This is a genomic window from Lysinibacillus sp. NPDC095746 (genome assembly GCF_044763535.1).
Taxonomy (GTDB): Bacteria; Bacillota; Bacilli; order Bacillales_A; family Planococcaceae; genus Lysinibacillus.
Genome location: NZ_JBIWGL010000008.1, coordinates 138,301 through 159,502, shown reverse-complemented (window position 1 = coordinate 159,502; position 21,202 = coordinate 138,301). Strand labels below are relative to the sequence as shown.

General features: G+C 37.2%; 19 protein-coding genes. 5 read left to right on the top strand and 14 right to left on the bottom strand.

Features of this window, described 5'->3' with window-relative positions:
- Positions 1–396 precede the first annotated feature (396 nt).
- The 5 genes from ACIQ7N_RS08490 to acpS all read right to left on the bottom strand — a co-directional run bounded on the left by ACIQ7N_RS08490 (position 397) and on the right by acpS (position 4,366).
- Positions 397–747, bottom strand: a complete 351-nt coding sequence (locus tag ACIQ7N_RS08490; protein WP_049663446.1) for a type II toxin-antitoxin system PemK/MazF family toxin — start codon at positions 745–747, stop codon at positions 397–399.
- A gap of 4 nt (positions 748–751) precedes the next feature.
- Complete coding sequence (locus tag ACIQ7N_RS08485) at positions 752–1,015, bottom strand: hypothetical protein (protein WP_049663444.1); 264 nt, start codon at positions 1,013–1,015, stop codon at positions 752–754.
- A gap of 311 nt (positions 1,016–1,326) precedes the next feature.
- On the bottom strand, positions 1,327–2,448 hold the full coding sequence (gene alr, locus ACIQ7N_RS08480) for an alanine racemase (RefSeq protein ID WP_132361632.1): 1,122 nt from the start codon (positions 2,446–2,448) through the stop codon (positions 1,327–1,329).
- A gap of 219 nt (positions 2,449–2,667) precedes the next feature.
- Complete coding sequence (locus ACIQ7N_RS08475) at positions 2,668–3,786, bottom strand: LolA family protein (RefSeq protein WP_402931374.1); 1,119 nt, start codon at positions 3,784–3,786, stop codon at positions 2,668–2,670.
- Positions 3,787–4,012: 226 nt separating this feature from the next.
- Complete coding sequence (gene acpS / locus ACIQ7N_RS08470; RefSeq protein WP_402931373.1) at positions 4,013–4,366, bottom strand: holo-ACP synthase; 354 nt, start codon at positions 4,364–4,366, stop codon at positions 4,013–4,015.
- A gap of 64 nt (positions 4,367–4,430) precedes the next feature.
- Between acpS and ACIQ7N_RS08465 the strand changes: the two genes are divergently transcribed.
- Positions 4,431–5,051: a rhomboid family intramembrane serine protease gene (locus tag ACIQ7N_RS08465; RefSeq protein WP_402931372.1), complete on the top strand. Its 621-nt coding sequence runs from the start codon at positions 4,431–4,433 to the stop codon at positions 5,049–5,051.
- A gap of 96 nt (positions 5,052–5,147) precedes the next feature.
- Here the strand turns inward: ACIQ7N_RS08465 and ACIQ7N_RS08460 are convergent, their stop codons facing one another.
- From ACIQ7N_RS08460 to ACIQ7N_RS08425, 8 genes are all read right to left on the bottom strand, one after another.
- On the bottom strand, positions 5,148–5,723 hold the full coding sequence (locus tag ACIQ7N_RS08460) for a GNAT family N-acetyltransferase (RefSeq protein ID WP_402931371.1): 576 nt from the start codon (positions 5,721–5,723) through the stop codon (positions 5,148–5,150).
- 357 nt (positions 5,724–6,080) lie between these two features.
- Complete coding sequence (locus ACIQ7N_RS08455) at positions 6,081–7,547, bottom strand: PH domain-containing protein (protein WP_402931386.1); 1,467 nt, start codon at positions 7,545–7,547, stop codon at positions 6,081–6,083.
- Positions 7,540–8,019, bottom strand: a complete 480-nt coding sequence (locus tag ACIQ7N_RS08450; protein ID WP_248717289.1) for a PH domain-containing protein — start codon at positions 8,017–8,019, stop codon at positions 7,540–7,542. Before ACIQ7N_RS08450 ends, ACIQ7N_RS08455 begins: the two co-directional genes overlap by 8 nt.
- Before the next feature lie 211 nt (positions 8,020–8,230).
- A complete protein-coding gene (gene cshA, locus ACIQ7N_RS08445) occupies positions 8,231–9,757 on the bottom strand; it encodes a degradosome RNA helicase CshA (RefSeq protein ID WP_402931369.1) in 1,527 nt (508 codons plus the stop codon).
- Between the two features lie 351 nt (positions 9,758–10,108).
- Positions 10,109–10,801 (bottom strand): alpha/beta hydrolase, encoded by a 693-nt coding sequence (locus tag ACIQ7N_RS08440; RefSeq protein WP_132361618.1) that lies wholly within the window; start codon positions 10,799–10,801, stop codon positions 10,109–10,111.
- Between the two features lie 85 nt (positions 10,802–10,886).
- Positions 10,887–12,254: a UDP-N-acetylmuramoyl-tripeptide--D-alanyl-D-alanine ligase gene (locus ACIQ7N_RS08435; RefSeq protein WP_402931368.1), complete on the bottom strand. Its 1,368-nt coding sequence runs from the start codon at positions 12,252–12,254 to the stop codon at positions 10,887–10,889.
- A gap of 11 nt (positions 12,255–12,265) precedes the next feature.
- Positions 12,266–13,345, bottom strand: a complete 1,080-nt coding sequence (locus ACIQ7N_RS08430; protein ID WP_402931367.1) for a D-alanine--D-alanine ligase — start codon at positions 13,343–13,345, stop codon at positions 12,266–12,268.
- Between the two features lie 613 nt (positions 13,346–13,958).
- Entirely contained in the window at positions 13,959–14,711 is a 753-nt protein-coding gene (locus ACIQ7N_RS08425; RefSeq protein WP_132361612.1) for a hypothetical protein, read from the bottom strand.
- 549 nt (positions 14,712–15,260) lie between these two features.
- Between ACIQ7N_RS08425 and ACIQ7N_RS08420 the strand changes: the two genes are divergently transcribed.
- Entirely contained in the window at positions 15,261–16,448 is a 1,188-nt protein-coding gene (locus ACIQ7N_RS08420; protein WP_248717293.1) for an FtsW/RodA/SpoVE family cell cycle protein, read from the top strand.
- A 61-nt stretch (positions 16,449–16,509) separates the two neighbouring features.
- On the opposite strand, the gene ACIQ7N_RS08415 is transcribed toward ACIQ7N_RS08420, so the two are convergent.
- Complete coding sequence (locus ACIQ7N_RS08415; protein ID WP_166672133.1) at positions 16,510–16,647, bottom strand: Lmo0850 family protein; 138 nt, start codon at positions 16,645–16,647, stop codon at positions 16,510–16,512.
- 610 nt (positions 16,648–17,257) lie between these two features.
- Between ACIQ7N_RS08415 and ACIQ7N_RS08410 the strand changes: the two genes are divergently transcribed.
- The 3 genes from ACIQ7N_RS08410 (at position 17,258) to cls (ending at position 21,167) form a co-directional block, all read left to right on the top strand.
- Positions 17,258–18,418 carry an MFS transporter gene (locus tag ACIQ7N_RS08410; protein WP_402931366.1) on the top strand — a complete coding sequence of 387 codons (1,161 nt, stop codon included), beginning with the start codon at positions 17,258–17,260 and terminating at the stop codon, positions 18,416–18,418.
- Positions 18,419–18,730: 312 nt separating this feature from the next.
- Positions 18,731–19,522, top strand: coding sequence for a YwqG family protein (locus ACIQ7N_RS08405; RefSeq protein ID WP_402931365.1), 792 nt, complete (start codon positions 18,731–18,733; stop codon positions 19,520–19,522).
- Between the two features lie 187 nt (positions 19,523–19,709).
- The gene (gene cls, locus ACIQ7N_RS08400) at positions 19,710–21,167 is read left to right on the top strand and encodes a cardiolipin synthase (RefSeq protein ID WP_248717296.1); all 1,458 of its coding nucleotides are present in this window, start codon (positions 19,710–19,712) and stop codon (positions 21,165–21,167) included.
- Positions 21,168–21,202: the final 35 nt, after the last annotated feature.

Genomic DNA, 21,202 nt, shown 5'->3' with positions numbered 1-21,202 from the left:
TCGCTAAGTTAACATTACGCTTTCGCACAAACAAACACCCGTTGCTGAACGAAGATAAAATTCTATTTATATTTCCTTAAATTTCTCGATATTTTTTCAAAAATCTATTCAAAATATAGATCTTGAGTATATCTTAAATCTATTAATACCATTTTTGAATAACGATTTCAATTTATGGTAATAAAGTATTTCAGAGTACAGTACCAATTTTGCCTTGGCATAATTGTTGCTGTCGCTTCGCTTTCGCACAGAAAACATTTGTTGCTGTCGCTTCGCTTTCGCACAGAAAACATTTGTTGCTGTCGCTTCGCTTTCGCACAAAAAAACATTACTAAATAAAAATGAAAAAGCATCGAGATGAAAATCCATCTCGATGCCACTATACACATATGTATATCAAAATTTAACAAGCCCTAAACTAATCATCAATGCACCATCAACTTTTTCCATCAACGCATGGTCAAGTTGCGTAATACGATCTGTCAATCTTGACTTATCAATCGTCCGCACCTGCTCAAGCAGAATAACCGAATCACGTTCAAAACCATACTTTTCAGCATTAATTTCAACGTGCGTCGGTAATTTTGCTTTTTGAATCTGTGCAGTGATAGCTGCGATGATGACAGTCGGACTAAATCGATTGCCAATATCATTTTGAATAATCAGCACCGGCCTTGTGCCCCCTTGCTCGGACCCAACTACCGGCGATAAATCTGCAAAAAAAACGTCACCACGTTTTACATTCAAAGTGTCATCCCCCGCTAACGAGACGCTCCACCGTATGTTGTGCTTCATATTCTGCATGCAAGCATTCACTTGCAATACTCAGATTTATATGAGACATTTCAACATATCCTTTCATCATAGCTTCCCGTATTTGATTTGGTTGCTCCTGCATTAAAACTTTGCGCGACAAAATACGCGCAAAAGATTCACTCTCAATTACTTCCTTTGTTTGTAGAAACAGTCTATCCTGAACAGCAATTGTAGCTTCTCTTAACTTTTTCTCGTACACAGCAAGCACCTCCAACGGAACCATCCACTTTTCATTACTACCCATTCTACCATTGAAAGATATTGTTGAAAAGACACGAAATGACAAAATATCTGACAATTTAAAGTCCAAGTTGTAAAAATATGTAGGTTGTCGAAGGTATATGCCGATTAATTCACCTTGCAATTCATCACAAAATATGAATGACTCAGCTTTTTAGTAAATCTTCTTGTTTAGTGTTTTTAATATTCATTTATCCTAATTTAAATGTCAAAACTATTAAGACCACTTATAACAAAAACCTTAAGTACTTTTTAGATTGAATCTACAGATTAAATGTATACTCTAGGAACTCTCGCTGTAATAATGCATGGTACTTCATAATTAATGGTTTCAAGCTTTGCTGCCCATTCATTCATTGAAATAGCATCATGTCCTTGATGACCAATGAGTGTTACTTTCTCACCTATAGCATATGCTTTAGGCAAGGCAACCATACATTGATCCATACAAATTCGTCCAACAATCGGCATTCTTTGTCCATCAATTAGTACTTCCTGTCCACCTAATTTACGAATTACTCCATCAGCATAGCCTACTGGTATTGTTCCTAACCACATATCCGAAGGAGCCTCAAAAGTAGCTCCATAGCCTACCGAATCACCTGCTTGTAACTGTTTCACATGAACAAGCTCACTCTCAAGCGAAAACGCTGGCTGTAACGGAAATGGTAAAATACCTTCTACATAAGAAGATGGTGATAATCCATACATCGATATTCCATATCTAACAGCATCAAATTGTAAATGCGCATCTTTTACTAAAGATGTAGCCGTGTTTGATGCATGCACAAGTCTAGGTTTTTCAGGCAATGCAGTTACACATTTCTCAAAAAATTGTACTTGTCTATCGAAGTATGAGGTATCCTCCTCATCCGCAGTCGCAAAATGTGTAAATATCCCATCAAGCTCTACATTCACTGTATTCTGTATTGTTTGATATAGATCCATTAATTCTTGCTCTGAACGAACGCCAATTCGGCCCATTCCGCTATCTACTTTAATATGTAGTCGTAAAGGTTTTGCTTCATTAGCTATGAAAGGAGCCGCTTGCTGTACCCATTCACTTGCAAATGCCGTAAGAATAATGCGCTGTTGGGCGGCATATGGTGCAAATGAAATTGGAGAGGCACCTAATATTAGTATGTCTGGCTCTTCAAAATGTGCTCGAATATGTAATGCTTCGTCGGGTGTTGCCACTGCAAGCATTGTTGCACCTGCCTCAAGTGCTGCTTTTGCAACGGCTACATCTCCGTGACCGTATGCATTTGCCTTTACGACAGCTATAATTTGAACATTTGGTCGGAGTAGCTTTTTCAAATTTTTTACGTTTTGTTGAATTGCTTGTAAGTCTACTACTGCTTTAGTTGGTCTAAAATATTGCTGTGTCTCCATTAGAATACCCTCTTTATTTTTTATTAAAACATTATGTATTGAATATATTTCCTTTTATACATTATTTTTACATATTTCATTCTATTTTAAACTAATTTTCTTCATAACTTTTATCATATATGACTTAACAACTTCTAAACAGTGTTAATTTTCTTCAAAACTGTACTATTTTACTTAACTAGCTACAGCTTTCCATCTAGAAAGCTGTAGCTAGAAAAATTATTTCATACTACCTTTTGTCATAGAAGTGGCTACTTGCACCATTTCTTCACGAGTCAATTTACTAGAGGCTACAAAGAATTCAACGCCATCCTTTTCCCAGCTAATAGAGGTATCGGTAATTGCACCAATCGTAAAGCCTAAATCTACCGGATCACCAGGAGACGATACTGGCAACATAGCAGCTTCTTTCGTAACTGGCTGTTGCATGACCGTAAATGGCTTATCACCGTCGAATGTTAAGATGACGCGATCCATTCCACCTTCTCGCATAACTTTCTCATCCACCATCTTCGTATTTTCTAAATTTACAACAGGGTAGTGTGTTTGGAACTCTTTATTTTCGGCTTCTGCACTTACTGCCTTTTTCTCTTCATTTCCATTCGGGTTATTGTTGCTCTCCTTACCGTCTTTGTTGTCTTTGTTGTCTTTGTTGTCTTTCTTATCCTTTTCTGGTGGTGTAGCTTGTTCACCTTTTGTTTCATCCGATTCCGTAAATTGCTCAACTGCATACTCTTTAGCCGCGTGTTGAACACCTAATTTAATATTTTTAAATGTGATACGGATTTGTTCTTCTTTTACATCATTCATAATTACTACGGAAGTTGGAAGCATTGTTTTCTTATCAACTGTTATCACTTGATGAGGCATACTATTTTTATAGCTATTTCTAGTAGCCGCTTCAAATATATATGCTTTGTCCTCTTCTTTCATGACTAAATTTTTATCTTGAGCTAAATCTTCTGCTAGTGCACCTATTAAATAAGCCTGACTATTTTTCTTTGGCCAATCACTTTGGAATTTATACATTTTGTTTAATGTAGGCGTAACAACAAAAACTCCATCTGCATTTCGCACTATCATTTGCGAAACATCTTTCCCACTTTCGACTACTTCTACGCGATAGAAATCAGGTTTCGTATGCCAAACTTTCACATCATATTTTTTTGGATCTCCACCAGATTTAATCTCCATCGTAGCATTCAACTCATAACCATTTGATTCTGCCCATTTCCCATTAACTTTCTTCAACACTTTTTCCTGTGAGTCTGTACCACATGCCGATAAAAGTAATATCGTACAAAATAAGACGAGCCATTTAACTATTCGGTTGCCCACGCTTTCACCCTTTCCTTCTTTCAAATCCACTACGACAATATATGAACCGTATTTGTCAGTTATGTCATTTGAACAAGGGCAATATTCTTTTTAATAGCTTATTTGATTCCCGCTCCGAATGGGGCTTCCAGTCTTCACGCCAAGTAACTTATCTAAATGGCAGACGTTTTAGCAATGTCAGAGCTTTTTTAATATTTTATATGGCGCAAGCTTTGTTTATCATTATTTATTGTAATAATATTACTTGTGCCGCAGCGTATTGCTTAGAATGTGTTATACTTACAAATCCATTCACAAGCTGTCCTTTGAAATATAAAACCGGATTTCCAGCTTCCCCTCTTAAAACTTCCATATCATGAAGCTTACATTCTTCACCAATACCAGTTCCTAATGCCTTTGAAAATGCTTCTTTTGCAGCGAATCGTCCAGCTAAAAATTCTATCTTACGAGTTTCTGAATGTGCATCAAACAAAACTCTTTCCTTTTCAGATAAAATGCGATCTTTAAATTTATTTGTTCTTTTCATTGCTTTTGCAATACGGTCCATTTCTACAATGTCGAGACCAATTCCTTTAATCATTAGAACTTCTCCTTTTCCTATTTCTAAAAAGCCATGTATAATAATTATAAATTGAGGTGGAGTTATGTTTAGTAGAACAGAAAATTTTAAGCAATATACAAAGTATTATCCGATTGTTTCAACATTAATAGCGGTTAATTTATTTGTTTATGTACTAACTATTTTACCTGGAGTAGGCGAAAATGTATTGAATTACGGAGTTCAAGCGAACTTCCTTATACGCTCTGGTGAATGGTGGCGTGTTTTTACTGCAATGTTTTTACATGCTGGCTTTTTGGACGTTTTCTTTAATATGTTTTTACTGTATTTATTCGGGCCAGAGCTTGAAAAAATTGCTGGCAAGGTACGTTTTATTACAATTTATTTAATGTCTGGTATTGTCGGCAACACGGCAACCTATTTACTTAATGATAGTAGCTATGGAAGTCTTGGTGCAAGCGGAGCTGTTTTCGGAATATTCGGTGCTTTCGGAGCGCTTGTTTACTATACACGTCGTACAATGCCAATGCTGCGTAAACTTATTTTGCCCATCATTGTGATCAGTGTTATCATGACTTTCCTACAGTCAAAGGTGTATGTCTATATTCACTTAGGCGGCTTAGTAGCAGGATTCCTTCTTGGACTCGTTTACTTACATCCAAAAAGAATTATAAGCTGGCGTAAACAAAAGATGGCGGGTAAGTAATACGTATAAGAGGAGCTCTTCTCTGTGATTAGCTATCATCACGGATTGCTCCTCTTATTTTTATACTAGAATGATAGGCCATTCGTCAATTTTATTTCAAAGTGCGACCGTATCCTCTTTCGCTGCCTTTATTTTTTTCCATTCAACTGCTGTTAAGCCATAGACAACTTGGTCTACGTGATGATCATAAAGCCACTCTGCATCTCTTAAACGTCCCTCTTCATGAAAACCTAACACTTTTGGAATCGTACGACTTCGAATATTCCCTACCGCTACTCGCACTTCAATGCGATTTAATTTTAAATAGCTAAAGGCATAATCAATAAATGCTTTCATAGAATTTGTCACTAAGCCCTTACCAACAAATTCGTTCCCTAACCAATATCCAATACTTGTCCATTTATGCTGCCAATTCACTTGATGATAGCCAATCACTCCCGCAAGCTTCCCCTCATAATATATCCCCGCTTGTAGGCCATTATTATGTGCATATTGTTGCATCGAACCTCTTACGAATCGCTCTGTATCCTCTACTGTTTTTACATCATCTACAAAAGGTAACCATTCACGCAACGTATCTCTCGAACGATCCGTCAACGCGAATAATTCATCTACGTCACTTAAATCCAGCAATTTTAAATACGTGTTCTTGTTAATATCATACTTAAACAAAATTACCACCCCTTTTGTTCTCTATTATAAACAGAATTTTTACATAATTATAGCAAAAAAAGGGATCATCACTAAAACGTGTGGTTGATTTCCGTTCCGACTGGGCGCTTTGTTGCTGCCGCTACGTTAACACTACGCTTTCGCACAGAGCAAAGCTTCCTGGGGGCGTCCGATGAGCCGCTTCGCTGCGCTGCAGGGTCACATCTGTGACGCTGATCCCCGAGGAGTCGCCCAGTCTTCACTCCAATCAACTATTACATAATAGACGTTTTAACAAAAGTCATCCACAACTTTTGGTGATGAACCTAAAAAAGGCTAATCCCCTATTAATTATGAGGATTAGCCACATTCTTACTTTCAATGTTCATACCAAGATAATATTGTTTCAGCATCTTGCTGCTCTAAGTTTCGTACATTCCCTGCCATACCAGTCATGCCCGACATGACCGTTGCTTTTACAGACGTAATACCCTTTCTTTTTTGGAAATAGGTTTGAGTAGTCTCAATAGATTGTATACGTTTTTTCTCCATAAAAAATGTAGTACGACTGAACACACGATATTGCATAGTTAGTTGCTTTCCATCGATTATATAACCAGCTGATTTATGTTGCCAAATACCAATTAATATTGTTAATGGCAATAATAATAGTGAAAGCAACCCATACGGATAAAAGAAATAACTACATGCACCAATTATAGGTATGAGCCAAACAAAATCAATTCGGTAAAAAAATGGACGAGCTCGTTCTGGTGAATAAATGAATTCTGGACGCCAATTTAACTGTGGGAAAAGTTGCTCTAGCGTTCCCAAACAATCTTGCTTCTGAATAAGTGGGAACAGCGTAATTTTTTTATCATTTCCCTCTCCGCCATTTCCTCCAGCACTCTCAACAACAACTGTTGCATAGCCAAATAATTGACGTACTGGATTCTCTACAATACGAATCGCCTGAATTCTATTTAACGGTAAAGTAATACGTTTTTTCTCAATAAGCCCTTTTGTAATAATAAGCTTTTCATCTTCAATTCGGACTGTATATTCGTAATAATTGATCAGTGTAATTACAAATGACACAAACCATGCCACAATTAGGCTGACTATCACTGTTAGTGCAACTAAGAATGCACCAATTTTCGCAAAATCAGCTAACTCGCTAAAGATTTCCTCATACGGTATTATATCCGATAACTGAGAGATGATTGCTGCTACCCCAGACAGAACGACCCCAATTCCACCTGAAGTTATGGCCAATATAAGCAAATCACGTATCGACATATGATAAATAGTTGGAACTGACACTTCCTCTATTAGCGACTGTTCATCATTCATCTGTTCATTTACTTGATTTTTAGCACGACGCATTTCTAGCTCTATAATATCTGCGGCTGCCTTACGTATAGCCGTTAACTCTACCTCAGGTTTTCTGTCCTTACTCCCCGCAGTTTCAACCTGAACTTTTACTAAGCCAAATATTCTATGAAAAATACCCTCATTGTAATTTAAGCTCTGAATACGTTCAAATGGGATATAACGTTTCTTTTTAACGAACAAACCGTACTTTATACGCAATTCTCCATCTTCAAACCAATATACAAAGGTACGCCACTTTACAATCCCACTAACAAGTGTAAGTATTGCCCCTACTCCCCAAATACCGAATAAGAAAAACGTCCGCCAAAAATTATCACTATGAAAATTCAAAGAGAAGTGAAAACCATTAGTTGCAATAATAATAATTAACGGGAAAATCATACTCTTTAATGCTTTTGCACTTGTAATAATAGCCGATATCGGATGTAAACGATTAATTTCCTTAGACATCATCTTCCGCCACCCTTGCTAATTCCGAAATACGTGCACGAAGTCTATCAGCTTCGTCCATTACAAGTGCAGGGATTGTATGTACAGTTGCAGCTGTAGATATTGAAATATTACCTAGACCATATTTTTTTAATATCGGTCCTTGAGTTGTATCAACATGCTGTACGCGCACCATTGGAATAAGTGTACGTTTAACAACAAATAAACCATGTTGCACCTCAATCTCATTGTCACGCACCTCATAGCGCCAGCGTTCCCATCTTATCTTTGGAAATAAGTAAGTGGATAGGACAGCACTAAGAATGACTACAGCAACTGCAATGAAATAAATATATGATGGCCATTCATAATAATAAGTGCCGTAGCATGTAAATGCCGCTACAATCAAAAGTAATATCGTTTGTAATACACCATATAAACGCCACACTGTTAACCCTTTCCTAGAAATCATATGCATTGGTTCTGTTCTCAAAGTCGTTCCCTCTCTTTCTTTAATTACGTATACGTAATCAGTTATCATTTTGTTTCAAAATTATAGTAATTTTCGTCTTAGCGTAATTACCGCTGTCGCGCAGATAAATTGCCACGAGTTGTTAGAATGAGTTCCTCTATTTCAGCGGGCGCACGTAAAAAACCTTACAGCCATTTGACTGTAAGGTTTAAACATTTTAATGAAGATAAAATTAGTCTTCGTGACGACGTGGTGCGCGTGAACGACCTTGTCCACCTTCACGGCGACCTCCTTCACGGCGTCCGCCTTCTCGACGATTTCCACCGCTTCCTCCACGACGATCTCCGCCACGTCCGCCTTCTCGACGTCCGTTAAAGCTACGGTTACCGCCACGTCCACGATCTCCACCGCCACGGTTGTTAGAACGCTCACGACGCATTGGTAATGGACGTTCTTCAGTAATTGTTACTGGCGTGTCATCTGGCTCTTTTGTTAATGAACGAAGTGCAGCAGCTACAGCATCGATTGCATCATGGTTTTCAAGTAATTCTGTCGCAAGTGTACGATAATCACCTAAGTCATTGTTCGCAATAAGACCTTCTAGTGTTTCCACAGCTAGGCGTTGTTGACCCACTAGAGCTTCGTCAGTTGTTGGTGGACGAAGTGGTGTCATACGTTTTTTCGTTGTTTCTTCTACAATACGTAGGTAGCCCATTTCGCGTGGTGTTACAAACGTTACTGCAAGACCTGATTTACCTGCACGACCTGTACGACCAATACGGTGAACATAAGACTCAGGATCTTGAGGAATATCGAAGTTATAAACATGTGTTACACCAGAAATATCAAGCCCACGAGCAGCTACATCTGTTGCCACAAGAATATCAATTTTATTTTCTTTAAATTGACGTAACACAGAAATACGTTTCGCTTGGCTTAAGTCACCATGGATTCCTTCAGCAAGATAACCACGAATTGATAATGCTTGTGCAAGCTCATCCACGCGACGTTTTGTACGTCCAAAGATGATAGCAAGTTCTGGTTGGTGAACGTTTAATAAACGAGATAAAATGTCGAATTTTTCACGCTCAGCAGACTTCACAAAATATTGATCGATGTTATCAACTGTTAGTTCTTTTGCTTTAATTTTTACGATTTCTGGATCACGCATAAATGTCTCAGCAATTTTACGGATTGCTGGTGGCATTGTTGCTGAGAACAATAATGTTTGACGTTCAGAAGGCACATTTTCTAAGATTGAATTAATATCATCGATAAAGCCCATGTTTAACATTTCATCAGCTTCATCAAGTACCAATGTTTGAACATCTTCTAGTTTTAAAGTACGACGATTAATATGGTCAATTATACGACCAGGTGTACCTACGATAATTTGTGGTTTATTTTTTAGTGCACGGATTTGACGGCCGATTTCTTGACCACCGTAAACTGATAACAATTTTACACGTTTATCATAACCAATTTTATATAGCTCTTCTGAAACTTGAATCGCTAATTCACGTGTTGGAGCAATTACTAATGCTTGGATATTAGGGTTTTTTGGGTCAATTTTTTCGATAAGTGGAATCCCGAAAGCGGCAGTTTTACCTGTACCTGTTTGCGCTTGACCTAATACATCACGGCCTTCAATTGCAAAACGAATAGTACCTTCTTGGATTGGTGTTGCTTCTTCAAATCCCATACGCTTTACTGAGCGTAATGTAGATTCGCTAATATTTAATTCTGAAAAATTTGTCAAACTTCTCAATCTCCTTTTTTTGCTTTTAAGTTGACAAATGGTTACATTTTCAGATGAAGTTGTCGGCAAATTCGAGCCTGTGTTTTGGAACGTTTCCGTTACTTAAAATTTTTCTCTATATGATGGTCACATAGAGCTCTCTTATATGAAAAGGAAAGCCCGGTCTTTACCGAGCGGTTTGATTCTGTCGTAATTATTCACTTTAGAATAAAACCGTTGTGTTCAAAAAAAAGTACTCTTCAATCAAATATGAAGAGTCTTCGCACAAAATGTATCCATTGCTTACACTAGTCTAACATGGGATTAAAACGTATGCAACGATAACGCATGAGTCGTAATAATCTGACTACTTTACACACCCTTTAAAAACGACAAAACGCAAGAAAACCATTCAGAGCAATCTTCACCATAACATATATGATGCTTCCCATTATCAGAAATATACAAAGTTTTATCGTTTGAGGTTACTTGATCATATAAAAATTGAGCCGTGTGATATGGTACTATTCCGTCTAATTTCCCTTGTACAATATACACTGGAATTTTAATATCTTTATAATACGGCTCCACCATTCGAACAAGCTTCATGAATTCTATCGTTGACGAAAGTGGCACATGATTAAACTTATGCCGGTACCGTAAGTACAATTCATTACTAGACAGATTACGATGATATGCCTCCGTGGCAAGCATTTTAAAATCTTTGACTAGTTGCTTTGGACTGACATACTTGGCAGCTGCGCTTAGTAATACAAGCTTTTTCACTTTATAACGTTTAGCTAAATAGAGCGCTATAATGCCACCCATCGAAAACCCAACTACTATTACTTCATCTACTTTTTTAGCAAGATCACGAAAAGCGAGCTCGGCATCCATTAGCCAATGCTTGGCTGTGAAACCACGCATTTGTAATTCCTCTCCATGTCCTGACAAAGTAGGTTCTTCAATCAGCCAATTTGTATGCGTACGTAAATAGGTAGTAAAAGGTTCTACTTCATACGGTCCTCCTGAAAATCCATGTATACATAACACACCTACCGACATTATTTTCACCTCTAAATGTGTAACTCATTTAAATCAAAAATTTAAAGAATCGGTGAGAGCGTATCCCACCGATTCCTATTTCATTTTATGACGTGAATGCACGTAAAATTGTTTCTAATTTCATACCCCGAGATCCTTTTAGTAAAACGATAGACTTCTCATTAGCTTGCTGTAGTTTTTCGATAATTGGCGTATAATCATCCTCAACATATAGCAAATGTTCCTCATCAAAACGCTCTTTTAAGACTTCATTCAAATAAGCCATTCGCGGGCCAAATAAACATACATAAGCGATTTCTTCTGCATGAATATCCTTCGATAAATCTTCATGGAAATGCTTTTCATTTGGGCCAAGCTCAAGCATATCACCTAACACAAGCCATTTTTCTGGGCGAATCGTTGTCGATGCTACAAATTGAATAGCCGCCTTCATAGAGGTTGGTGCAGCATTGTATGCATCATTAATAAACAATGCCCCATTTGATCCATTCACTTGTTGCATGCGCATATCCGTTAGAGCTACTTGTTTTAAGGATGCACGAATTTGGTCATCGTTTAAACCTAACTTTTGAGAAATTAACATAGCGACTAATGTATTTTTCACCTGGTGCTTCCCGAGAACGGAAATAAAGAAATCTCCTTCTATTACACCATGTGTAGAGAAGCCACTACCATCAGAAGTCGCTTCAATATTGTCTGCATACAGTAGATTGCTGTGCTCTAAGCCAAATGCCACTGCATTTAACTGCTGCTCTTTCGCAACTAGTTCTTGAAGTAGCGGTTCATCTCCATCATAAAATAGCACTCCATCCGGTTGCATTCCTTGAATTATTTCAAACTTGGCTTTAGCGATTCCGGCACGTGAGCCTAAATCTTGCATATGAGCCTCGCCAATGTTTGTAATAACCGTCATATGTGGACGAGCAAGCTTCGTTAAAAATTCTATTTCACCAAAACCACTCATACCCATTTCAAGCACAGCAACATCAGTATCTTCATCTAGCTGTAAAACTGTAATAGGTAAACCTAGTTCATTATTAAAATTCCCAATGGTCTTTTGTACTTTAAAAAATGGTGTTAGCGTTCCCGCTAAAATATCTTTCGTTGATGTTTTACCGTTTGAACCAGTAATGCCAATAAATTTCGCTTTATGCTCACTACGATAGGCACGAGCCATTTGCTGAAGCGCTATTTCTGGATCATCTACAAAGAGTAATGGTACACCTTGTGGTGGATTTGGTTCATCTTTCTGCCAAAGAGAAGCACCCGCTCCTTTTTCAAAGGCCTGCAGAACAAATTTATGCCCATTGGCCGTCTCTCCACGAAATGGTACAAACAGGTCCCCTTGTTGAATTGTACGTGTATCAATGGAAATTCCTGATACTACCGTATCACCAAAAGCTGGCACATCTTCCTTTAACCATGTAGCTAACTGTTTTAATGTTTTTTTCACAATAATCCCACTCAGTCTTTTTTATAGTGAAGCTGTTGTTTTTCTTCAAAACGTTCAATTGCTAATGTAATCAGACGATTAATCAGCTCTGGGTAGCTTACATTTGTATGCTGCCATAGAAGAGGATACATGCTAACAGGTGTAAAACCTGGCATTGTATTCACTTCGTTAATATAAATGCTGTTATCGGCCGTCACAAAAAAGTCCGCACGAACTAAACCGCTTCCATCAATAGCTTTGAACGCACGCTTTGCTAGCTCCTGTAAGCTTGATACAGTATCTTCAGGAACCTCTGCTGGAATAATAAGGGCTGTTGAGCCATCTTTATATTTAGAGTCATAATCATAAAATTCAGTAACAGGTTTAATTTCACCAGGTACAGAAACTTCCGGGAAGTCATTTCCTAGCACAGCTAGTTCAATTTCACGAGCGACAATACCTTGCTCAATTACAATTTTTCGATCATACTGTAAAGCGATTTCGATTGCCTTCACTAATTCATCGCGGTTTGTTGCCTTGTTAATTCCGACACTTGATCCCAAGTTTGCAGGTTTCACAAACATCGGCCAATTCAACTTTTCTTCACAACGATCCAGGATTGCCTCCTGTTCATTAGCCCATTCGCTACGAATGAAGTACGTATACGGTACTTGTGGTAAGCCGGCAATTTCAAATAATTGCTTCATGATTACTTTATCCATGCCAGTTGCTGATGCTAATACACCATTTCCTACATACGGCAAATTTAGAACCTCAAGTAAACCTTGAACAGTTCCATCTTCACCATTAGTACCATGAAGTAATGGGAAAATTACATCGAATTGTACAGTTTTACCATCTTTATCCATCAAAAAATTTGTAATATTATTTTCTAAAATAGTGGCATCATCACCAAATTGTAATTCTTCAATTGTACTTGCAGGTTTATTTAGACGCTCGCCGCGGCGCCACTCTCCTTCAAGTGTAATGAAAATCGGATATACTTCATACTCCTCGAAATTCAAAGCTCCAGTGACTGCACGTGCTGTCGATAATGACACCTCATGCTCCGCCGACTTTCCACCGTATAATAAACCGATTCTTTTTTTCATTTTTGTGCCCTCCGCATACTTCTTGAGTACTATTAGTTTATCATGAAACGTCTAGACAAATGACATCAATTTCACCTTGGTGTAATTACATCCAAATTTTGTGAGGATGTGAAGTTTTTAGCCTAACATCCTCTATTTTACTAGGTGTTTGGATACCCTTTGAAAAGGTACCACATCCTCATTCATCTCGCCACCAGTAAAGGTAGTGTTTTTTGTAGCTGACGCTTTGCTTTCGCTACACAAAACATCTGTAGCTGACGCTCTGCTTTCGCTACAAAAAAACTGACTGAAGATAAAAATCTCACCGTATTTTGACGGTGAGATTTAGTGTATATTCATTCTACGTAAAATGAATAGATCAATTGCCTGGGCATAATTGCATTAGGAATCAGCTTTGTGCTTAGGCCTCGTCAGTTAGCCGTTATCGCATGGATGCGATGATTTTAGGCTAACATCCCCTCTGTGAACGCCCATCTGATTCCGTGAAATCCGCCGGGCAGATGTTTTTTGCGCGAAAGCGAAGGAGTCAACGGCTGATGTTGGTCACTCAGTCGTTACCACAGGATGTGGCTTCTTAGAGTTCCTCTATTTCAAGGATACCCGCTGAAAGAAGTTAAATAATATAAATCAATTCATCGTGCTCATTTTTCAAAATTGTATTTAAATCATCCCATACCTCATCAGGAAAGGAGTATTCTGACAGATTGCGAATTTCGATACCGTAAGCTACTTTAGGTTTTTCAATTCGATACAATGATAACAGTGCTCCGTCTTTAGTAAAAGAACGATAAGCACGTAAAAATTCAGGTGAAATAGAAGGAATACTCGATTTCACTTTCCGTCGCCAAAAACCAGTGCTACGCTCCTTTTCACGAATCAAACTGTTCAAAACATTCGCAATGAGTAAATCGAAATCACTTAAATGGCGAAAATAAATTTTAGTCATTTTCTCTAAATCTGAAGAATAGTAGACAAATTGATTTTGCAATTTATTAAAAAATGGTGAAGTTATCGGTTCCTTTTTATGACTTATGTAAAGCAATTCTCCTTGTTCCATCGGTGTTAGTTGGTCTAGCCTCTTTTCATCCATAAAGTCTATCCAACATAATTCTTTGGATTCAGTAGCTTTCTTTACAAACTGAGGTACTTCCTCCTCCGGTACATAATCAAACTGTGTATGCATATTAAAGGAACCATCTTCATAGGAATGTTTCAATAACAGTAAGTGATGCAATGGTTCAAGTGCAGCCACAAATTGCGAGAATTTAAGCCCGCTAAAAATAACAAATTTATCAACATCATTCATATGAACATAAACATGATACATAAAATCGTCAGCTGACTTCAATTTTTTAGCCACAACCATCACCCCATTCTTCACTACATTATAAAACTAAACATGAATTTTTTGAAACATTTTATGCTAATAATCGTCATAACAATATTCATAGGCGTAAAAATGTTTTTTAAGGTATAATATGAATGTTAAAGATGCTGTTGTAAATCTGTTTTTAACCACTCTGAATGAACAAATTTTTAAGATATAATTCTATTCATTCTTACAAAATAACTGCGAGGATTATAAGCTAAAGGCAAGCATTGAACCTCATTGTTAACAAACTTTCTTCGGCATCCATATTTACCTCTTGACCTAAGGTGAATAACTCCTTATCAATTTGGCCTTGGCATAATTACGTTCGGAATCAGCTTTATGCTTGCACAAAGTGCTCATTTCAGATTCGACTTCTTTTGCGGGTATTTGAAAAGTAGCTTAAAGTCGCATGCATTTCACCACCGAAAGAAGTGGGAGACTTTTGTTGAAAGAAGTTAAATATATTTGGTAGCATATTGAATTGGAATTTATTTAAATCAAATTTACTCATGAAGAGATACTATATTAATTTAGGTGGCTTGTATGGAAAATAAACGAAATTTCGCGAATCGTTTTGACTGGACGCTCGCTTTTATACTTTTAACCTTCCTAGTCATAAGTTTGTTAGCCATTGCGTCGGCGCAAACATCAGGTCAGTATGGCGTTAACTATGTTCCTTTACAATTGCGATGGTACGTCATTTGCTCAGTAATTATTGGAATAGTTATGTTTTTTGAACCTGACCAATATAAAAAAATGTCTTGGTATATGTACGGTGCAGGCATCGCCTTATTAGTACTACTTATCTTCATGCCAGAAGGAACAGGACAAATCGGTGAAAAAATTAATGGTGCAAAAAGCTGGTATCACACACCTCTAGGGAATATTCAACCCTCTGAGTTTATGAAAACCTTTTACATTCTAGCACTTGCCCGACTTATTAGTAAGCACAACGAGGTTTATTCTTTTAGATCAGTAAAAACAGACTTCATATTGCTAGCTAAAATCGCTGCTACACTGTTACTACCTTTAGCTCTTATCATGAAGCAGCCTGACCTTGGTTCAGCATTAGTATTCTTTGCCATTACAGCTGCTGTTGTTATTGTAGCAGGTATATCATGGAAAATTATTTTACCGACTTTTATAGGTGGCGCTTTAGTAGGTGGTTCTCTTTTATGGATGGCGCTCTATATGCAGAGTTTTTTAGAGAAAACATTCGGCTTTAAACCATATCAGTTTGCTCGAATCTATTCTTGGCTAGACCCATATTCATATTCTTCTAGTGATGGATACCATTTAATTACTTCCTTAAACGCTATTGGTTCAGGTGAAATTTTCGGAAAAGGTTTCCGTGGTCGTGAGGTTTACGTTGCCGAAAATCATACCGATTTTATTTTTACGGTTATCGGAGAAGAATGGGGTTTTATTGGTGCTAGTATCGTTATTTGTATGTTCTTTTTATTAATCTATCATTTAACAAAAACTACACTATTATTGAAAGATCCATTCTCAACATATGTATGTGCCGGTATTATTGCAATGATTACTTTCCACGTACTTGAAAATATCGGTATGACAATTCAACTTTTACCTATTACCGGTATTCCCCTACCGTTTATCAGTTATGGGGGAAGTTCATTAATGGGGAACTCGTTAGCCATCGGTCTTGTTTTCAGTATGCGTTTCCACTATCGTACTTACATGTTTACTACTCACGATGACGATGATTAATGATGAATATAAAAAATGGGTAGTCTCAATTACGAGACTACCCATCTTTAATTTGAACGAGTTAAGCTTGAACTTGCGGAGTTTGCGTTGGTGGTGTGAGCACTTTTAAAAGTTCAAGTCGAGACTTTGTTACAGTGGCTGTTACACCCAACTTAGATAAATTCGAAACGATCTTTTTCAAATCTACTTCTTTTTTCATACATTCCACCTCAATCTTTCCTCGAATTTATATAACGTTTTATTTCCAAAAAAGTTTCATTTTTGCAAGTGTATGATGTCTGACGAGTTAATCTCCTTCTATCATACCATTTAACTCTGCTTTAAAATTTTTCATTTCTGTTACAATGTAAATTTTTCCTTAACATTCTATTTACCATCTCATCATTAACTATAACGTGTTAATAAACGTAATTCCCTATAAACTAATTTACTACTAACTGGCAAAAATTAAACATAAAAATTTAAATAGCTATATACCCTCTAGTAGTATACCCCAGAGATAATTTAATACACTATGCGTCAATCGATACAAAATGGAATGAGTCCATTTAGTTACTTTAAAGCTCGTTATTCATTTTTAATATCATTATAATTACATTATTAACAGTCTGCCGTTTTTTATACATTGGTTTAGCCTCGTTTCTCTATTGCATTGTCCTAATCACTTTACATAGTATGCACCTTAGCAAATGTCATCCCTTACTTTCCAATAGGTACTTAAACTGTTTTGTCTTCCGTTTTCTTGTAATAACATTAACAAGAGAGGTAGAATATACATACTAAAATATCGTATGAAAGCAGGGTACTGTATGAAAAAGGCAATTTTATTATTAATGTCTGTCCAATTCCTCGTCTACCTAGGATTCGGGATTATTATACCAGTCTTACCTGAGGTTGTAGTTCAGCAAAATTGGGATGATTTACACGTAGGTGGCCTACTTACAGTGTACTCGCTTGCAAGTTTTTTCACTGCACCATTTTGGGGTATGCTGTCCGATAAGGTAGGTCGTAAACAACTTATATTAATAGGCCTAGCTGGTTTTAGCTTAAGCTTTGTTATTTTCTCTTTATTTATTGATAATTTAGCAATGTTGTACTTCTCACGTGTTGTAGGTGGTTTATTCTCAGGCGCACTATACACATCTGTGACAGGCTTTGTAGGAGATATGTCGAGTGAGGAGGATCGCAATAAATATATGGGTTTCATGGGCATGTCCATCGGGCTCGGTTTTATTTTTGGTCCTGCAGTTGGTGGTATGCTCGGACACTATAGTCTGCAACTACCATTTGTCGCTTCTGCAACACTAATTGCACTATTATTTATTTATGCAAGTTTTGTTTTAAAAGAACCTACAAAACGAAAAGATACAAATAAACGTGCCATCGTGCCAAAGGGTGCGGCCAAAATGCTGCAGTACCGTGTGCGATATTTATTTATGTTCTCGTTTTTAGTAACTTTTATGCTGGCCGGAGTTGAAGCAACGTTCCAGTTATTCCAAATTGACCGAATTCAAATCACACCGTTACAAATTGGTTATTTGTTTATGTTTAGTGGCTTTGTAGATGCAGCTATTCAAGGCGGTGTTGTTAGACGTATTAAAAATGGTAGCGAGACAACTTGGTTAATAGGTGCACAAATTGTCACAGCTATGGGTATGCTTTTATTCACTTTAACAGCTAATTTAATTATGGCGGGTTTTGCCCTTTGTGTTTTCACAGCAGGGAATGCGCTTGCAAGAACATGTGTCGTATCTCTTTCGACCAAAGAATCTGGTGGTCAATACGGGACTGCTGCAGGTCTTTCTTATTCAATGGATAACCTAGGACGCATACTAGGTCCACTATTCTTCACTTGGCTATTTACGATGCAATCTAGTCTAGGCTATTATACTGCAGCAGCAGTAGCATTCATTTCAATAACTTTAATATTTATTTTTAAAGCATCAAATAAATCTTTACGACTTGAATAATTTATTGATAAAAAGCCGTAACTTAATAGTAATTCGTAAACAATAAATATTGGACCCATTAATTATGCTTTAGCATAATTGCGTCTAAAATCGGCTTTGTGCGAAGCGGTAGTAACAGCAAGATGTTGGTCACTCAGTCGTTGCCACCGGACGTGGCGGAGACTGAGTTCCTCTATCTCAGCGGATGATTTCCGGCTAACCGCATTTACTTACCACCTTATGGAGATGGAAGACATCTGTGCCTGCCGCTACGCTTTCGGTTAAAAGACATCCTGCTAAAAGAAGTTATAGCAGAATATCGGAGGGCTCTGCATGAACAAAATAACAAATCTTTTACTTCCAAAAGAGCTAGAATCGTTTCGTTTTGAAATTGAAGATACACTACTTTCCGCGATGATTATCACGCCATATAAACGTTCAACTACGTTAACAGAAAGTAAATTTGCTGGGGAACCTTATATACCCTATTATCAAACATATCCAAAAGATATTACAGGTGAGCCTATGCGGCTATTAGCTCAAATTAACTTTGCAGAAATGCCACCACTAAAGGATTTCCCATCTCAGGGTATTTTGCAATTTTTTATTTCATCTAATATTTTCGTGAATGCTGATCATTATCATGAGGATATTTTTCAGCAATTTTATAAAATACGTTTTTATCCTACTGTAAATTTTGAAGCGACCGTCCCTAGACAGGAGTTTTTAGCACAAACAGCAGATGACAGGTTCCCTATTCGCCAGGAGTTAGCATTACAATTTCAAGCGATCCAAGAACCTGTTTCTGCTTTAGATTATCGCGCGATACATTGTTTACCAAACTTAATTCCTTCATCACAAGATGTTGATTTACGAGAGATTTATCTACAATATTTCTTAGGGGCTGGAGCTAAAATCGGTGGTTATGCCTATTTTTTAGAGGAAGATATCCGTCACGGATCGCAGCTCCTTAAACGGTATGATGTATTGTTACTCCAAATCGACTCTAATGATGAGATCGGTATTATGTGGGCAGATAGCGGCGTTGGGAAGTTTTTTATTAACCGAGAGAAGCTTCTTCAAAGGGATTTTTCTGATATTTTATTTCAATGGGAGCATTATTGATCCTCATTCGAAAAATGTAGCAGCAGCTTATAACAATTACGGAAAGGCGAAATTGATTGTGGATTACCTCGCTAGTTTCGGAGGTAATCCTTTTCCATGCTTACTAACAAATTTCGTATCTTCTTTCCGCATATAAAGTAAGCTATACTAGATATATTGCGAAAATAGAGTAAAGGCAGGTGTAGAAATGAGTATGTTTACTGACTTTGGATTTCTAGTATCTTTGATTATGTTTATCAATATTTTAGCAGCAATGGTCATAATTTTTTTAGAGCGTAAAGATGCCACTTCTACATGGGCATGGATTCTCGTACTATTTTTCATTCCTTTAGGTGGGTTTATTTTATACTTGCTATTCGGACGACAATTACGGAGAAAGCATTTATTCCGTTGGGAAGGACGCAAGGATATTGGTATCGATAACCTCATTAGCTATCAGACAGAAGCGATCCGAGATGATACGTTCGAGTTTCGTATAGAAAATGCGGAAAATTATAAAGAAATGATTTATATGCATCTTAAAACAAATAATGCAGTATTAACACAGGACAACCACATTGATATTTTTGATGATGGTGCAAATAAATTTGAGCAACTTCTGAAAGATATTGAGGTAGCAAAAGATCATATTCACGTTCAATATTATATTTTCCGTCTAGATAACTTAGGTACAAGCATTATCGATAAACTTATAAAAAAAGCAAAACAAGGGGTTAAGGTAAGAATCTTATATGATGAAATGGGCTCACGCAACGTTAAAAAACGCCATTTCAAAGAATTGCTTAATGCGGGCGGTGAAATCGAAGTATTTTTCCCATCTATTTTTCCACTTATAAACCCTCGTTTAAATTTTAGAAATCACCGGAAAATTGTTGTGATTGATGGCCGTATTGGTTACATCGGGGGCTTTAATGTCGGGGATGAGTATCTTGGTCTACAAAAGAAATTTGGATATTGGCGAGATACACATTTACGTATTGAGGGTAGTGCCGTACATCCATTACAAACACGCTTTTTACTTGATTGGAATCAAGCTTGCGCACAACATAAAATGGGTTATTCGGACCGTTACTTCCCCGCTATTCCGAAAAAAGGTAATGTGGGCTTACAAATCGTATCTAGTGGCCCAGACTCTGAATGGGAACAAATTAAAATTGGTTATTTAAAGCTTATTAATATGGCGAAAAAATATATATATATCCAAACGCCATATTTCATACCCGATGTTAGTTTTTTAGAAGCTATTAAAATTGCGACGCTTTCAGGTATAGATGTAAGGATTATGATTCCGAATAAGCCTGATCATATGTTTGTTTATTGGGCTACATACTCATACGTAGGACAATTATTACGTGCAGGTGCAAAAGTTTATATTTACGAGAAGGGCTTTATTCATGCTAAAGCAATTATTATTGATGATGAAGCATCCACAGTCGGAACTGCAAACCTTGACGTACGAAGTTTCAGTTTGAATTTTGAAGTTAATGCATTTATCTATGACTCAACGATTTCTCATCAGCTTGCTGAGCTGTTTGAAAAGGATATTTTTGATTGCACTGAATTAACTTGGGAAATGTACAAAAACCGTTCTACACTGATTAAATTTAAAGAATCAGTTTCACGTTTATTAACACCTATCTTGTAGATGTAGAAAAGGAAGAGAGCTAGTTCATTCATTAT

Coding starts and splice junctions, on each gene's coding strand:
- ACIQ7N_RS08420 (WP_248717293.1), top strand. CDS start 15,261: ATGGAAAATAAACGAAATTTCGCGAATCGTTTTGACTGGACGCTCGCT.
- ACIQ7N_RS08425 (WP_132361612.1), bottom strand. CDS start 14,711: ATGGTTGTGGCTAAAAAATTGAAGTCAGCTGACGATTTTATGTATCAT.
- ACIQ7N_RS08415 (WP_166672133.1), bottom strand. CDS start 16,647: ATGAAAAAAGAAGTAGATTTGAAAAAGATCGTTTCGAATTTATCTAAG.
- ACIQ7N_RS08455 (WP_402931386.1), bottom strand. CDS start 7,547: ATGTCTAAGGAAATTAATCGTTTACATCCGATATCGGCTATTATTACA.
- cls (WP_248717296.1), top strand. CDS start 19,710: ATGAGTATGTTTACTGACTTTGGATTTCTAGTATCTTTGATTATGTTT.
- acpS (WP_402931373.1), bottom strand. CDS start 4,366: ATGATTAAAGGAATTGGTCTCGACATTGTAGAAATGGACCGTATTGCA.
- ACIQ7N_RS08405 (WP_402931365.1), top strand. CDS start 18,731: ATGAACAAAATAACAAATCTTTTACTTCCAAAAGAGCTAGAATCGTTT.
- ACIQ7N_RS08430 (WP_402931367.1), bottom strand. CDS start 13,345: ATGAAAAAAAGAATCGGTTTATTATACGGTGGAAAGTCGGCGGAGCAT.
- alr (WP_132361632.1), bottom strand. CDS start 2,448: ATGGAGACACAGCAATATTTTAGACCAACTAAAGCAGTAGTAGACTTA.
- ACIQ7N_RS08440 (WP_132361618.1), bottom strand. CDS start 10,801: ATGTCGGTAGGTGTGTTATGTATACATGGATTTTCAGGAGGACCGTAT.
- ACIQ7N_RS08410 (WP_402931366.1), top strand. CDS start 17,258: ATGAAAAAGGCAATTTTATTATTAATGTCTGTCCAATTCCTCGTCTAC.
- ACIQ7N_RS08465 (WP_402931372.1), top strand. CDS start 4,431: ATGTTTAGTAGAACAGAAAATTTTAAGCAATATACAAAGTATTATCCG.